We start from the raw sequence: 14,995 nt of genomic DNA on the forward strand, positions 1-14,995 counted from the left end.
TCGCGCCAGCCAGGAAGAGCCCGCCACGCTTGCCGTGGCGGGCTCTGTGCTTTGCCCGTCTAGCGCAGGCGGAAATACGGCTCCGGCTCCGCGCACGGATCGCGCTGGGCGCAGCCCTTGCAACCGCCGCCGCAACCGCCCGAGCTTTGCGCAGCCACCCGCTCGACCTTGCCGAGCGCGATCAGCCGCTCCAGGATCGCCTCCACCAGCGCCGGCGGCGCGTCCACCTGGCGGCTGAGCTGTTTCAGCCCACGCGCCTGGCCGTCTTCCAGGGCGGCGCGGATCTGCATGAGTGTCGCCATCAGTGACATCCTCCCTGCCCGCTCGGGGCATCGGCCATTCGGCCTGGCAGTTGCAGTACCTGCTCACGGCCGAACAGACGCAGGCAGGTCATCAGGATCAGGTTGAAGAGCAGCACCACGGCGATGGTCAGGACGCTACGCTCGGGGTGCGCGGCGAAGGTGGCGACCTGGTAGCAGAGGGTCGCCAGCGAGTAGGCGACGTTCAGCCCCCAGAGCACCGAGAAAGCCATCCAGCCCTTGCTGCTTTCCCGGGCGATCGCGCCCATGGCGGTCACGCAGGGCACGTAGAGCAGGACGAAGACCAGATAGCTGTAGGCCGCGATGGGGCTGCCGAACTTGCTCGCCATGGTGCCCATCGAGCCGGTCTCCATGTCGCCGTCGGCCATGCTCGCCTCCACCGGGTTGGCCAGCACGCTGAGGCTGAAGGTATCGACCAGGCCGTCCCAGGTCTCGACCAGGGCGTCGCGCAGTTGCCCGGGCAGGTCGTAGCCTTCGTAGTCGAAGGCCTCGCCCTGGATCTGCTCGGCGGTGTAGAGGGTGTTCAGGGTGCCGACCACCACTTCCTTGGCCATCGCCCCGGTGACCAGGCCGACGGTGGCCTGCCAGTTGTCCGGCTGCACCCCGAGCGGCGCCAGCAGCGGAGTGAGACGCTGGCTGACGCTGGCCAGGGCGGAATGGCCGATGTCGCCCTGCACCGGCTTGCCGTCGAGGGTGATGCTGTTCAGGCCGCCGATCACCAGGCTGACCAGGATGATCACCTTGCCGGCCCGCACCACGAAGCCGCGCAGGCGCGACCAGGTCTGCAGCAGCAGGCTCTTAAGGTGTGGCACATGGTACAGCGGCAGTTCCATGACGAACGGCGAGGCCTCGCCGCGCATCAAAGTGTGCTTGAGCAACAGCCCGGTGAGGATCGCCACGACGATGCCGAGCAGGTAAAGGGAGAAGATCACCAGCGCGCCGCCCTGGCCGAAGAAGGCCCCAGCGAATACGGCGAAGATCGCCAGGCGCGCGCCGCAGGACATGAACGGCGCCATCATGATGGTAATCAGCCGCTCGCGCTGCGCGTCCAGGGTCCGCGCGCCCATGATCGACGGTACGTTGCAGCCGAAACCGACGATCAGCGGCACGAACGACTTGCCCGGCAGGCCCAGCGCCTGCATCAGGCGGTCCATGACGAAGGCCGCGCGGGCCATGTAGCCGGAATCCTCGAGCAGCGAGAGGAACAGGTACATCAAGCCGATCTGCGGCACCAGCGGCAACACCGTGTTGACCCCGCCACCGATGCCCTGGGCGAGGAACACCGTGAGCCAATCGGGCAGGCCGAAGCGGATACCCAGCCACTGGATGCCGTCGATGAAGATCGCCGACGAGCCCTTGTCGAAGATCGGCTGTAGCGCCCCGCCGATGTTGATGGCGAAGAAGAACATCAGGTACATCACCAGCAGGAAGATCGGCAGACCCAGCCAGCGATTCAGGACGACCCGGTCGAGCCATTGGGTCAGCCGGTGCGGCTGAGCCTGCTGGTGGTCGCAGACCGCCGCGCAGATCTCGCCGATCAGCCGGTAGCGCGCATCGACGATCGCCAGCTCGGGCTCCTCACCGCAGCCCTGGCGCGCCTGTTCCAGGGTGGCGGGCGGCAAGCCCAGCGCCGGGCCGTTGAAGATGTCGCCTTCCAGCGCCTGTAACGCCAGCCAGCGCGGCTCGATGGCCGAGGCCGCCGGAGCGCGCGTTTCCAGGAGGTAGCCGACCTGCGCCTGGATGGCCGGCGGGTAATCCACCGCCAGCGCCGCCTGCGGGAGCTGTAGGGAGTCGATGGCCGCCTTCAGTTCGTCGATGCCATCGGCGCGGGTGGATACCAGCGGCACCACCGGGCAACCGAGACGCCGCGCCAGACCGTCGATATCGATGCGGATGCGCTGGCTACGGGCGATGTCGAGCATGTTCAGCGCGACGATGCAGGGGATGCCCATCTCCCGCAGCTGCACCGTGAGGTACAGGTTGCGCTCCAGGTTCGCCGCATCCACCACGTTGACCAGCACGTCCACTTCGCCGCTGGCGATGTAGCGGCAGGCGATCTGCTCGTCCAGCGAGGCCTGGGCGGAAACGCTGGTCAACGAATAGGTGCCGGGCAGGTCGACCAGGCGTACCGCGTGACGGACGGTATGGAACGCACCCTCCTTGCGCTCCACGGTGACGCCGGCCCAGTTGCCGACCCGCTGGCGCGAGCCGGTGAGCTGGTTGAACAGGGTGGTCTTGCCGGAGTTGGGATTGCCGATCAGGCCGAGGGTCAATGCGGTCATGGGGATTCCGGGCGGGGTCAGTCGAGCGGGACGAGGGTCAGCAGGGCGAGGTCCTTGCGCCGCAGCGCCAGGCTGGTCTGGCGGGTCTCGACCTGGATCGGGTCGCCCAGCGGGGCGATGCGCACCACGCGCAGCGCCGCGCCGGGCAGAAGCCCCATGGAGAACAGGCGTTGGCGATAGCCGTTGCTGATGGCGGGGGAATAACCGGTGATGCGGTAGGAACGGGACGGTTGCAATGCGCTCATGGCGGATTCCAGGCAGAGGAAGGGACCAATGGCCTCCCTGGCCGGTGACCGAGAATCTAAACGACTCTCACTTAAGGCTCGCTTAAGGACGCAGTATCGGAGTGGAGGAGCAGCGGATTCGCTGATCCAGAGCAATGGAAGCGGGGATTTTCGCCGGGCGCGGCGAACTGTCGCCGCCAGCGCCCGGTGCGACGGGCGGCTGGCGGCGCAAGGGGTCAGCGGGTATTGAGCTGCTGCTGCAGGTTCTGCACCTGGGCCTGGAGGGTGTTGATGTTGCGCATCACCTGGGTGCGGAAGGCGTCGAACTCGGCGGTATTGCCGCCCTGGGCCGGGCGGTTGTCGAGCTGGCTGCGCAATACCAGCAGGTCATCCTGGATACCCTTGATCGTCTGGCTCGGGTTGCCCTGCTTCTTCAGCGCCGCGACATCGCCGCCGAGGGCCTTGAGTTGCTCGTTGGTCTTGCCCAGTTCGACCTGCAGGGCTTTCAGCTTCTCCTGTTCGGCGGCCAGTGTCTGCAGCTTGCCGTCCAGTTGCGCGACCAGTTGCGCCGCGCTTTCCTGCTGGGCCTTGAGATCGCTGGCCAGTTGGTCGAGGCGTTTGCCCTGGCCGCCGAACTGGTTGCTCACATCGGCCTGCTGGCGTTCCTGGCTGCCGAGTTTCTCCTGCAGTTGCTTGACCTGCAGGCGCAGAGCCTCGCGTTCGCTGGTGACGCTGGACTCGCTGGCGACCACCTTGCCGCGAATGTCGTCGAGGCGCCCGGCGGCTTCCTCGCTGATCCTTACGAAGCTTTCCTGGGTCGCCACCAACTGCTGTTCCATCAGGCTGATTTGCTGGTGGCTCCACCAACCCACCCCGGCGAGGGCGATCAGCATCGCCCCGAGCAGAGCCCAGAGCGGGCCGGTAGAGGCCGGACGGCGCTCCTTGGTGTCGACGACCCGGCGCTGCTCCGGTTCGTAGACGTGCCGCGGGTGGTGGCCGAATTCATCACGGTCGGCAGCATCGGTGGTCAGGCTGGGCACATCGTCGAGTTCGTCGAAAGCATCGTTACGCATGGTGAAAACCTGTGAAGGGGAACGGCATCCTGCCGGAGGCCTGGAGAAAGGGCCGAATGGCGCATTATATCGGTTCGGCCCCGCCCCTTCAGCGTCTGCTCGAAGCAAATTGCCGGACCGGGGCGCTCCACCGCGAAGCCGTGCGCCCCAAGACGGAGCGAACGTTGTCCGGCACAGACCGCCGCAGGCCGCCAGCGGTTCCCCGCCCCGCACGCCGGCGCTGGTCCGCGGCCCGCATGGCACGTCGCTTGCCTGGGCATTGCCGGGCAGATTCGAGAGCCGGAGGATGCATGGAGTTGAACAAATCCTTGCTGGATTGCATGCGCGCCGTGCGCCGACGCCTACGCGAGGAACAGGCGCTGGATATCCACTTCCAGCAACGCGATGCGATCGCCGCGATGCAGGCGGCCTGCGCCCGCTCCGGCGATGCGACGACGCGGGAGCTGGGACAGCGCCTCGGCAGGCTCAGCGGGGTCGCGCTGCCGCCGGCGGAACCTTCCCTGTTGCCCGCGCAGGCGCCGAGCCGACAATACGCCGGCCCGTTGCGCGGCTAATCAGAGTCCCTGGGCGCGCCACCAGGCGCAGAACTCGTCAAGCGCGGTCCACAGGCTGACCCGCGGGTCGTAGTCGAGGTATTCGCGGGCGCGGTTGATGTCCAGGGTGAAGTTCTTCGCCATCACCGCCATGCCCAGGCGGAACAGCACCGGCTCCGGGCGCCCCGGCAGGATCCGGCAGACGCCTTCGTTGAGCGCCGCCAGGCCATAGCCGACGGCATACGGCAGGTGACCGCCGACCGGCGGCAGGTCGAGCTGGCGCATCACGTAGTTGACCGCATCCCAGAACGGTACCGGCTGCCCGTTGCTGATGTTGTAGACCTTGCCCAGCGCCGGCTCGCCGGCCAGCAGGCAACTGAACAGCGCGTCGTTGAGATTGTGCACGCTGGTGAAGTCGACCCGGTTCAGGCCGTTGCCGAGGATCCGCAGGCGTCCCTTGCGGTGGGCCTGGATCATTCGCGGGAAGATGCTGGTGTCGCCGGCGCCGACCACGAAGCGCGGACGCAGCGCCAACACTTCCAGGCCCAGGTCGCGGGCGCTGAGCACCAGTTGCTCGGCCTGGTACTTGGTCGCCCCGTAATGGTCGGAAAAACGCCGGGGTACGTACTCTTCGTTCAGGTCCAGGTGGTCGCGCCCGTCGAAATAGATCGACGGCGACGACAGATGCACCAGGCGCCGCACCTTTTGCCGCATGCAGGCCTCGACGACGCTCTCGGCAAGCCCGACGTTGGCCGCCAGGAAGCGTTCGCGCGGTCCCCAGACTCCGACCGCGCCGGCACAATGCACCACCGCCTCGACATCCTCGCAGAGGCGCAGGACCAGCGCCGGGTCGGCGAGGTCGCCGGGAACGAACTCGGCGCCCCGCGCCACCAGATGTTCCACCGCGTCCGCACGACGACCGCTGACCCGTACCGACAGGCCCTGCTCCAGGGCGAAGCGAGCGAAACGCCCGCCGATGAAGCCCGTCGCCCCCGTTACCAGAATCCGCATTGCGTTTCTCCCGTTGTTCTTCTTGTGCCGCGACTCTAGCAACCCGGAGCCGCGCCACCACTGGCACAGCATGCCAGAACAACGACCTTGCGGGCCGCCGGCACGACTTGCGTTGGGCGACAGAAGCGGCGCTGCGCGCTACAAGGTCTAACCTGAAAGCCACCTGCACGCTGGGAGACGCACCATGGCCAGTCACTGGATGATCTACGGCGCCAACGGCTACACCGGCCGGCTGGTCGCTGAACAGGCGCAGCGCGAGGGCCTGACGCCGCTCCTCGGCGGACGCAACCCGGCCGCCCTGCACGCGCTCGGCAGCCAGCTCGGGCTGGAGTGCCGGGTCTTCGACCTGGGGGATCCGCAGGCCTGCCGCGAAGCCCTGGACCAGGTGAAGGTGGTGGCCCATTGCGCCGGTCCGTTCTCTGCCACCAGCACGCCGATGATCGCCGCCTGCCGCGCCGCCGGCACCCACTACGTGGATATCACTGGAGAGATCGCGGTGTTCGAGCAGGCCCACGCCGGCGACGCCGAGGCCCGCGAGGCCGGCATCGTGGTCTGCCCGGGCGTCGGCTTCGATGTGATCCCCACCGATTGCCTGGCTGCCTGCCTGAAGGAGGCGCTGCCGGACGCGCAACGGCTGGCGCTGGGCTTCGACACCGGCAGCGGGCTTTCGACGGGAACCGCGAAGACCAGCGTCGAAGGCCTCAAGTTCGGCGGCAAGATCCGCGAGAATGGCCGCCTGCGCGACGTGCCGCTGGGCTACAAGCGCCGCGACATCGATTTCGGCCGCGGCCTGCGGCACGCCGTGACGATTCCCTGGGGCGACGTGGCCACCGCCTACTACAGCACCGGCATCCCGGACATCGAGGTCTACCTGCCGGCGCCGCCGCTGCTGGCCCTGGGCATGCGCCTGATCGACCCGCTGCGTCCGCTGCTCGGTCGGCAACGGGTCCAGGACTGGCTCAAGGGGCAGGTCGACAAACGCATCGCCGGCCCCGACCAGGCGGCCCGCGAGCGCCTGCGCACCTGGGTCTGGGGCGAGGCGCGCAACGCCCGCGGCGAACGCCGCACGGCGCGCCTGGAGACGGCCAACGTGTACGACCTGACCCTGCACGGCGTGCTCCTGGCAGTGCGCCACCTGCTGGACTACCAGGGTCCCGGCGGCTACTTCACGCCATCGCGGTTGCTCGGCGCGCGCTGCGTCGAATCGTTGCCCGGCTCCGGACGAATCACCGTCATCGGCTGATCAGCCTGACACCCGCACCAAGCCGTCGCCGGCGCGGGCGAGCAGGTGCTCGGTGAGCGACGCGAGCAGTTCGCCGCCGTTGCGCCAGTAGTGCCAGTACAACGGTACGTCGATGACCTGGCCGGGCAGCAGCTCGACCAGTTCGCCGCGCGCCAGCTCGCCTTGCACCTGGCGCTCCGGCACCAGGCCCCAGCCGAGACCGCCGGCGGTGAGGCGGACGAAACCTTCCGAGGACGGGCAGAGGTGGTGGATGAAACCGCCCTCGACGCCGAGGTCCTTGAGAAAGCGGTGTTGCAGCAGGTCGTCCGGGCCGAACACGATCGCCGGCACGCCGGCCAGGGCGGCCGCCTCGACCCCGCGGGGAAAGTGCCGGGCAATGAAATCCGGGCTGGCCAGGCCGCGATAACGCATGGCTCCGAGCAGCAGCGAACGCGCGCCGGCCACCGGCCGCGCGCTACCGCACACGCAGCCCGCCACTTCGCCCGCGCGCATGCGCTTGAGCCCGACCTCCTGGTCCTCCACCACAAGGTCCAGCAGCACCCGCCGCTCGGCGCAGAAATCGCCCACCGCGGCGGCCCACCAGGTCGCCAGGCTATCGGCGTTGAGAGCGATGCGCAGGCGCTCCGGGGCACCGCCTTCATCCAGGTTCGGCACCCAGCGCTGCAGGTCGCCCTCCAGCAGCCGCACCTGCTGCACATGGTTGAGCAGGCGGCGCCCGAGATCGGTGGGATGCGGCGGCGTCTCGCGCACCAGGACCGGCTGGCCGACCCGCGCCTCGAGCAGCTTGATCCGCTGCGATACCGCCGACTGCGACAGCCCCAGCGCCTGTGCGGCGCGCTCGAAACCGCCCTGCTCCACCACTGCGGCCAGCGCGGCGAGCAACTTGTAGTCGAACAAAATCAGTTTTCCTAATGAGAGATCAGCAGGATTCGTTTTCCTTATAAACCGCCCGCGGCCACACTCGCCAGCACTTTTCCGATCCACCCGACGCGGACCGACCATGGCTGGCGAAACCTCGCTGCGCACCCTGCTGCGCACGCTCACTCCCGAACTCAATCCCGGCGACTATGTGTTCTGTACCTGCGCCGCTGGCGCGCTGCCGAACGGCGCCGAGCCGCTCGCCAGCTTCCGCGAGCGCGAGGGCCTGACCCTGGTGCTCGAACGCCGGCAGGCCGAACGCCTGGGCCTGCCCTACGAATACGTGGCGGCCTGGATCACCCTGACGGTGCACTCCTCGTTGGCGGCGGTGGGCCTGACCGCCGCCTTCGCCACGGCGCTGGCCGAAGCCGGGATCAGTTGCAACGTGATGGCCGGCTATTTCCACGACCACCTGTTCGTCGCCCGCGACGAGGGCCGGCGCGCCCTCGCCGTGCTCCAGCGGCTGGCGGCGGAGGCACACTGACATGTGGCAGAGCTATCTCAACGGCATCCTGGTGGCTGCCGGCCTGATCATCGCCATCGGCGCGCAGAATGCCTTCGTCCTCGCGCAGAGCCTGCGCCGCGAGCATCACCTCTCGGTAGCCGCGCTCTGCGTGTTCTGCGACGCGGTGCTGGTCAGCCTCGGCGTGTTCGGCCTGGCCAAGCTGCTGCTGGAAAACCCGACGCTGCTGGCCATCGCCCGCTGGGGCGGGATCGCCTTCCTGACCTGGTACGGGCTCAAGGCGCTGCTTCGCGCGTTGCGCCCGGACGCCCTCGGCAACGCCGCGGAAACCGGGCCACGCTCGCGCAAGGCGGTGCTTCTGGCGGCACTGGCGGTCACCCTGCTCAACCCCCACGTCTATCTCGATACCGTACTTCTTATCGGTTCGCTCGGCGCCCAGCAGGCCGCGCCGGGCGCCTATGCCCTCGGCGCGGCCAGCGCCTCGCTGATGTGGTTCTTCGCCCTCGCCCTCGGCGCGGCATGGCTGGCCCCCTGGCTGGCGCGCCCGGCCACCTGGCGCCTGCTCGACCTGATGGTGGCGGCCATGATGCTGGGCATGGCCGCGCAACTGCTGTTCCGGGGATAACGCGGTTTCTGTCTTCCCGAGCGAACCCTCGCGCCGCCAGGCAGTCCAGAGAGAATGTGGCGGTGTTCGCCGGCGAGCTTGCAGAAGCCCGTCGCAGCGCGCCGCCGCCGGCCTTTGCCCCTACAGTTGCTGCGTGGATATGCCCCGACACGGGTGCTATGATCCGGAGTTCGCGGCACTGGGAGCCTAGGCTCCGAGTCGCACCCGGCGCCCTTTCCGGAGCGCTCCGCCGAACGTCCCCCCGGGGATCCAGGACGGGCTCCCGGACAGGCATCGGACCGGCCCCGTGAACCGGTCGCGCGCTAGCCGCGCCAGTCCTGACCTGAGGAAGAATAGGAGAGACACCATGGCTTTCGAATTGCCGCCGCTGCCTTACGAAAAGAACGCCCTTGAGCCGCACATTTCCGCAGAAACCCTGGAATACCACCACGACAAGCACCACAACACCTACGTGGTGAACCTGAACAACCTGATCCCGGGTACCGAGTTCGAAGGCAAGAGCCTCGAAGAGATCGTCAAGAGCTCCTCCGGCGGCATCTTCAACAACGCCGCCCAGGTGTGGAACCACACCTTCTACTGGAACTGCCTGAGCCCGAACGGCGGTGGCCAGCCCACCGGCGCCCTGGCCGACGCCATCAACGCCGCCTTCGGCTCCTTCGACAAGTTCAAGGAAGAGTTCACCAAGACTTCCGTCGGCACCTTCGGTTCCGGCTGGGGCTGGCTGGTGAAGAAGGCCGACGGCTCCCTGGCCCTGGCCAGCACCATCGGTGCCGGCAACCCGCTGACCAGCGGCGACACCCCGCTGCTGACCTGCGACGTCTGGGAACACGCCTACTACATCGACTACCGCAACCTGCGTCCGAAGTACGTCGAGGCGTTCTGGAACCTGGTCAACTGGGACTTCGTAGCGAAGAATTTCGCTGCCTGAGTCTGATCAGAACCACGAAAAAGCCCGGCATTCGCCGGGCTTTTTCGTTTTAATCTGCGGTCCAGGAGCCATCGTCTACCCTCAGGAACTGGTAGACCTTCGCTCGTGATAGCCTCTTGAGGTAAACAAGCTCTTCCTACCGGCTTGTCTTTCGCCCTGGCGACGAACAAGGAAGGCCCCTTGAAACTGGACTCCCGACACAGCCTCTCGCTCAAGCTGCTGCGTGTCGTGCTACTGGCGGCGCTAGCCGTTGGCGTAGTGCTCAGTTGCGCGCAGATCGTCTTCGACGCCTACAAGGCCAAGCAGGCGGTGAGCAGCGACGCCCAACGCATCCTCGCGATGGTCCGCGACCCTTCCACCCAGGCGGTCTACAGCCTCGACCGGGAAATGGCGATGCAGGTCCTCGAAGGCCTGTTCCAGCACGAGGCGGTGCGCCAGGCGAGCATCGGCCATCCCGGCGAGCCGATGCTGGCGGAGAAATCCAGGCCGCTGCTGGACCTGCCGACGCGCTGGCTGACCGACCCGATCCTCGGCCAGGAACGCACCTTCAGCATTCGACTGATCGGCCGCCCGCCCTATAGCGAATACTACGGCGACCTGAAGATCACCCTGGACACCGCGCCCTACGGCGAGAACTTCGTCACCACTTCGGAAATCATCTTCATCTCCGGCATTCTCCGCGCCCTGGCCATGGGCCTGGTGCTGTTCCTGGTCTACCACTGGATGCTGACCAAGCCGCTGTCGAAGATCATCGAACACCTGGTCAGCATCAATCCCGACCGCCCCAGCCAGCACCAGTTGCCGCTGCTCAAGGGGCACGAACGCAACGAGCTGGGGCTCTGGGTGACCACCGCCAACCAGTTGCTCGCCTCGATCGAAAGCAACAGCCACCTGCGCCGCGAGGCCGAGGACAACCTGCTGCGCATTTCCCAGTACGACTTCCTCACCGGCCTGCCGAACCGCCAGTTGCTGCAGCAGCAACTCGACCAGATCCTCGACGGCGCCGGCCGCCAGCAGCGCCGGGTGGCAGTGCTGTGCCTGGGCCTCGACGATTTCAAGGGGATCAACGAGCAGTACACCTACCAGCTCGGCGACCAGTTGCTGATCGCCCTCGCCGACCGCCTGCGCGGGCACAGCGCGCGGCTCGGTTCGCTGGCGCGCCTGGGCGGCGACCAGTTCGCCCTGGTCCAGGCCGACATCGAGCAACCCTACGAGGCGGCCGAACTGGCGCAGAGCATCCTCGACGGCCTGGAAGCGCCGTTCGAGATCGACCAGCACGAGGTGCGCCTGCGCGCCACCATCGGTATCACCCTGTTCCCCGAGGACGGCGAGACCACGGAGAAACTGCTGCAGAAGGCCGAGCAGACCATGACCCTGGCCAAGACCCGCTCGCGCAACCGCTACCAGTTCTACATCGCCAGCGTGGACAGCGAGATGCGTCGCCGCCGGGAACTGGAAAAGGACCTGCGCGACGCCCTGCAGCGCCACGAGCTGCACCTCGTCTACCAGCCGCAGGTGGACTACCGCGACCACCGCGTGGTCGGCGTCGAGGCGCTGCTGCGCTGGCAACATCCGTTGCACGGCTTCGTCCCGCCGGACCTGTTCATCCCGCTGGCGGAACAGAACGGCAGCATCTTCAGCATCGGCGAGTGGGTGCTCGACCAGGCCTGCCGGCAGTTGCGCGAATGGCACGACCAGGGCTTCGACGACCTGCGCATGGCGGTCAATCTTTCCACCGTGCAGCTCCACCACAACGCCCTGCCACGGGTGGTCAGCAACCTGCTGCAGGTCTACCGCCTGCCGGCGCGCAGCCTGGAGCTGGAAGTCACCGAGACCGGCCTGATGGAGGACATCTCCACTGCCGCCCAGCACCTCCTCAGCCTGCGCCGCGCCGGCGCGCTGATCGCCATCGACGATTTCGGCACCGGCTATTCCTCGCTGAGCTACCTGAAGAGCCTGCCGCTGGACAAGATCAAGATCGACAAGAGTTTCGTCCAGGACCTGCTGCAGGACGAGGACGACGCGACCATCGTTCGCGCCATCATCCAGCTCGGCAAGAGCCTGGGCATGCAGGTGATCGCCGAGGGCGTGGAAACCGCCGAGCAGGAGGCGTACATCATCGCCGAAGGTTGCAACGAAGGTCAGGGCTACCTGTACAGCAAGCCGCTGCCGGCCAGGGAACTGACCCAGTACCTCAAGCAGGCGCGACGCCTGAGCCAGGCCACCAGCAGCGAACGGCCCTGATCAGAACAGGCGGCTGAACAGCCAGCCCGCCAATAGCGCGCTGCCCAGGCAGAGCAACGCGGCCCCCGCCGCCTGGCGGCGCAGTTGCACGGCGAGATCGTCCTCGCCCTGGCTGGAGAGAATGAAGGGATGCGCCTCCCCCGGCTTGCCGAGCCGGTGGCGGGTCGGCGCGGCGCTGCTTGCCCGATGCCGATCCTCGGCCTCCAGCCGTGCCGCCAGGCGCACCCGGTTCCATTCGCGCTCGTCCAGCTCGCCGTTGCCGTCGCTGTCGAAGCGCGCCAGCAGGCCGTGGAAATCGCCCTTCCATTCACGGATCACCGCACCCTGCGCCCGTTCGGCATCGAGTCCCTGGCGACCGCCACCGCTGCTGCGGAATTCGCCCAGCGCATAGAGCGGCTCGCCGGCATGCAGGCGCTCCTCGGTGTAGCGGTAGAGCCGCTCTCCGCCGACCAGGGTGCCGAAGCTCTCCAGCAGTCGCAGGGTATCGATCGGTGCTTCGCGAAAAGCCTCCCAGCGCTGCAGGGTCAAGGGTCGCACCTCGGCGCCGCGTGGGTCGACCAGGCAGGCATCGGTGGCATCGCGCAAGCCGAATGGCGACTCGCTGGCACCTTTGTCGACGGTGCGCCAGGCCTTCTCGCGGCCACTGCGCTTTTCCTCGACTTCGATGCGGTAGCGCCACCACAGGCACGGCTTGCCGGTCAAGGGAGCCTGCAGCGGGCCTTCCGGGCCCTCCTCGAGCACCCCGTAGAGTTCGACGAAACCCTGCGCCGCCGAACGGATCCGCGAGGTCGGTACGTCGCCGAGCAGGCGCGCCCGGGCAAGGCGGTGCACGAACTGCCAGCCGGCCCAGGCGCAGAGCCCCAGGCTGGCGGCGATGAACAGCCAGCGCAGGTCGAAGTCCATCTCAGCCGAACAGGGCCTTGAGATCGACGTCGGCCTTCTCCGCCTCGCTGAACTGCAACAGCTCGGCGGCCTTGAAGCCAGCGACACGAGCGATCAGCAGGTCGGGAAATTGCTCGATGCGCACGTTGTTCAGGTTCACCGCCTCGTTGTACAGCTCGCGGCGATCGGCGATCCCGTTCTCCAGGCCGCTGATGCGCTGGGAAAGGAACTGGAAACTTTCGTTGGCCTTGAGCTGCGGGTAGTTCTCGGCCAGCGCGAAGAGCTGCCCCAGGCCGGCGCGCAGGCCGCTCTCGGCCTTGCCCAGGGCATTCACGTCGGCGCGCTCGCGGGCGCTGGCGACGGCGTTGCGGGCGGCGATGACCCGCTCCAGGGTGGCGCGCTCGTGCTGCATGTATTGCTTGCAGGCCTCGACCAGCTTCGGCAACTCGTCATGGCGCTGCTTGAGGAGCACGTCGATGTTGGCCCAGGCCTTGCCCACGGCGTGCTTCAGCCGTACCAGGCCGTTGTAGAGCACCACCGCGTAGCCGGCGAGCAGCAGCAGGACAACCCAGAAAGCGATAGCGGTCAGACTCATGGACGGAGCTCCGGACGAAGATACTGGCATTCTAGCTGCGCCCGACATGTCCAGGCACGACGGCGATCACGCTGCGCCCTTTTCAAAAATGCAAATCTTTCGCATTATGTGGCGGTTTTTTAACGCCCTCGCGGGTGTTTCCGACAAGCGCACGCCGCTTCGGCACGCCACCAATAAAGCAAAGGAATCCGCCATGACTCGTATGCCCCTGGCCACCGCCAGTCTGCTGGCCCTCGCCATCTCCCTCGCCGGCTGCGGCGACGACAAGAAAGCCGAAGCGCCCGCAACACCGGCGGCCAGCACGCAGCCCGCCGCGCCCGCCGCCGCCCCGGCCGCCAAGGTCGACGAGGCCGCCGCCAAGGCGGTGATCAAGAACTACGCGGACCTCGCCGAAGCCACCTTCGCCGATGCCCTGAGCACCGCCAAGGACCTGCAGAAAGCCATCGACGCGTTCCTCGCCAAGCCTGACGCGGAGACCCTGAAAGCCGCCAAGGAAGCCTGGTTCGCCGCTCGTACCCCCTACTCCCAGAGCGAAGCCTTCCGCTTCGGCAACGCGATCATCGACGACTGGGAAGGACAGGTTAACGCCTGGCCGCTGGACGAAGGCCTGATCGACTATGTCGCCAAGGACTACCAGCACGCCCTGGGCAACCCCGGCGCCACCGCCAACATCGTCGCCAACACCGAGATCCAGGTCGGCGAAGACAAGATCGACGTCAAGGAAATCACCGGCGAGAAACTGGCCAGCCTGAACGAGCTGGGCGGTTCCGAAGCCAACGTCGCCACCGGCTACCACGCCATCGAGTTCCTCCTCTGGGGCCAGGACCTGAACGGCACCGGTCCCGGCGCCGGCAATCGTCCGGCCACCGACTATGCCCAAGGCAAGGACTGCACCGGCGGCCATTGCGACCGTCGCGCCGCCTACCTGAAGGCCGTCACCGACCTGCTGGTCAGCGACCTCGAATACATGGCCGGACAGTGGAAAGCCGGCGTCGCCGACAACTACCGCGCCAAGCTGGAGGCCGAACCGGTGGATACCGGCCTGCGCAAGATGTTCTTCGGCATGGGCAGCCTGTCCCTCGGCGAACTGGCCGGCGAGCGCATGAAGGTCGCGCTGGAGGCCAACTCCACCGAAGACGAGCACGACTGCTTCAGCGACGACACCCACCACACCCTGTTCTTCAACGGCAAGAGCATCCGCAACATCTACCTCGGCGAGTACAAGCGCATCGACGGCAGCGTGGTCAAGGGCCCGAGCCTGGCCGACCTGGTCGCCAAGGCCGACGCCGCCGCCAACGACACCCTGAAGGCCGACCTGGCCGACACCGAGGCCAAGCTGCAGGCCATCGTCGACAGCGCCGAGAAGGATGGCGTGCACTTCGACCAGATGATCGCTCCGGACAACAAGGACGGCCAGCAGAAGATCCGCGACGCCATCGCCGCCCTGGTCAAGCAGACCGGCGCCATCGAGCAGGCCGCGGGCAAGCTGGGTATCCAGGACCTGAAGCCGGACAACGCCGACCACGAGTTCTGATTCCTTCCTGCGCCAACAGCGTGCGGCCCATGGCCGCACGCTGCGTTTCAGGGCCTCGAAAGCGGACTTCGCGGGCCTTTACAAACGCAAATCCCTCTTATTTTGATTAGCTCCAACTGG

15 protein-coding genes are annotated in these 14,995 nt (G+C 67.3%); 7 read left to right on the top strand and 8 right to left on the bottom strand.

Going from position 1 to position 14,995, the window contains the following annotated elements; all coding sequences use genetic code 11:
• Positions 1–59: 59 nt before the first annotated feature.
• From AC1RB9_RS22680 to AC1RB9_RS22695, 4 genes are all read right to left on the bottom strand, one after another.
• Positions 60–302 (bottom strand): FeoC-like transcriptional regulator, encoded by a 243-nt coding sequence (locus AC1RB9_RS22680; protein WP_003093982.1) that lies wholly within the window; start codon positions 300–302, stop codon positions 60–62.
• Positions 302–2,602, bottom strand: a complete 2,301-nt coding sequence (gene feoB, locus AC1RB9_RS22685; RefSeq protein ID WP_003162928.1) for a Fe(2+) transporter permease subunit FeoB — start codon at positions 2,600–2,602, stop codon at positions 302–304. The genes AC1RB9_RS22680 and feoB overlap by 1 nt, the downstream gene beginning before the upstream one ends.
• Before the next feature lie 17 nt (positions 2,603–2,619).
• Positions 2,620–2,847, bottom strand: a complete 228-nt coding sequence (feoA, locus tag AC1RB9_RS22690; RefSeq protein WP_003103819.1) for a ferrous iron transporter A — start codon at positions 2,845–2,847, stop codon at positions 2,620–2,622.
• 215 nt (positions 2,848–3,062) lie between these two features.
• Positions 3,063–3,899, bottom strand: a complete 837-nt coding sequence (locus AC1RB9_RS22695; RefSeq protein WP_003093989.1) for an ATPase — start codon at positions 3,897–3,899, stop codon at positions 3,063–3,065.
• Positions 3,900–4,189: 290 nt separating this feature from the next.
• Here AC1RB9_RS22695 and AC1RB9_RS22700 point away from each other — a divergent pair, with 290 nt between their 5' ends.
• A complete protein-coding gene (locus AC1RB9_RS22700; protein ID WP_003103821.1) occupies positions 4,190–4,453 on the top strand; it encodes a hypothetical protein in 264 nt (87 codons plus the stop codon).
• Here the strand turns inward: AC1RB9_RS22700 and AC1RB9_RS22705 are convergent, their stop codons facing one another.
• Positions 4,454–5,443 carry an NAD-dependent epimerase/dehydratase family protein gene (locus AC1RB9_RS22705; protein ID WP_003103823.1) on the bottom strand — a complete coding sequence of 330 codons (990 nt, stop codon included), beginning with the start codon at positions 5,441–5,443 and terminating at the stop codon, positions 4,454–4,456. It lies immediately after the preceding gene.
• 184 nt (positions 5,444–5,627) lie between these two features.
• Between AC1RB9_RS22705 and AC1RB9_RS22710 the strand changes: the two genes are divergently transcribed.
• Positions 5,628–6,686 carry a saccharopine dehydrogenase family protein gene (locus tag AC1RB9_RS22710; RefSeq protein WP_003093996.1) on the top strand — a complete coding sequence of 353 codons (1,059 nt, stop codon included), beginning with the start codon at positions 5,628–5,630 and terminating at the stop codon, positions 6,684–6,686.
• Here the strand turns inward: AC1RB9_RS22710 and AC1RB9_RS22715 are convergent, their stop codons facing one another.
• Positions 6,687–7,589, bottom strand: a complete 903-nt coding sequence (locus AC1RB9_RS22715) for a LysR family transcriptional regulator ArgP (protein ID WP_003120877.1) — start codon at positions 7,587–7,589, stop codon at positions 6,687–6,689.
• Between the two features lie 97 nt (positions 7,590–7,686).
• Between AC1RB9_RS22715 and AC1RB9_RS22720 the strand changes: the two genes are divergently transcribed.
• The 4 genes from AC1RB9_RS22720 (at position 7,687) to bifA (ending at position 11,864) form a co-directional block, all read left to right on the top strand.
• The gene (locus AC1RB9_RS22720) at positions 7,687–8,088 is read left to right on the top strand and encodes an ACT domain-containing protein (RefSeq protein ID WP_003103830.1); all 402 of its coding nucleotides are present in this window, start codon (positions 7,687–7,689) and stop codon (positions 8,086–8,088) included.
• Position 8,089: 1 nt separating this feature from the next.
• Positions 8,090–8,692, top strand: coding sequence for a LysE/ArgO family amino acid transporter (locus tag AC1RB9_RS22725; protein WP_003094003.1), 603 nt, complete (start codon positions 8,090–8,092; stop codon positions 8,690–8,692).
• A gap of 346 nt (positions 8,693–9,038) precedes the next feature.
• A complete protein-coding gene (gene sodB / locus AC1RB9_RS22730; RefSeq protein ID WP_003094005.1) occupies positions 9,039–9,620 on the top strand; it encodes a superoxide dismutase [Fe] in 582 nt (193 codons plus the stop codon).
• 180 nt (positions 9,621–9,800) lie between these two features.
• Positions 9,801–11,864 (top strand): cyclic-di-GMP phosphodiesterase BifA, encoded by a 2,064-nt coding sequence (bifA, locus tag AC1RB9_RS22735; protein ID WP_003094007.1) that lies wholly within the window; start codon positions 9,801–9,803, stop codon positions 11,862–11,864.
• Here bifA and AC1RB9_RS22740 read toward each other — a convergent pair whose 3' ends face one another.
• Together AC1RB9_RS22740 and AC1RB9_RS22745 are read right to left on the bottom strand one after the other, a co-directional pair.
• The gene (locus AC1RB9_RS22740; RefSeq protein ID WP_003116195.1) at positions 11,865–12,767 is read right to left on the bottom strand and encodes a GIDE domain-containing protein; all 903 of its coding nucleotides are present in this window, start codon (positions 12,765–12,767) and stop codon (positions 11,865–11,867) included.
• A 1-nt stretch (position 12,768) separates the two neighbouring features.
• Positions 12,769–13,341, bottom strand: a complete 573-nt coding sequence (locus tag AC1RB9_RS22745) for a LemA family protein (protein ID WP_003094011.1) — start codon at positions 13,339–13,341, stop codon at positions 12,769–12,771.
• A gap of 193 nt (positions 13,342–13,534) precedes the next feature.
• Here AC1RB9_RS22745 and AC1RB9_RS22750 point away from each other — a divergent pair, with 193 nt between their 5' ends.
• Entirely contained in the window at positions 13,535–14,875 is a 1,341-nt protein-coding gene (locus AC1RB9_RS22750) for an imelysin family protein (protein ID WP_003112765.1), read from the top strand.
• Positions 14,876–14,995: the final 120 nt, after the last annotated feature.

Source organism: Pseudomonas sp. 20-5, from assembly GCF_056782835.1.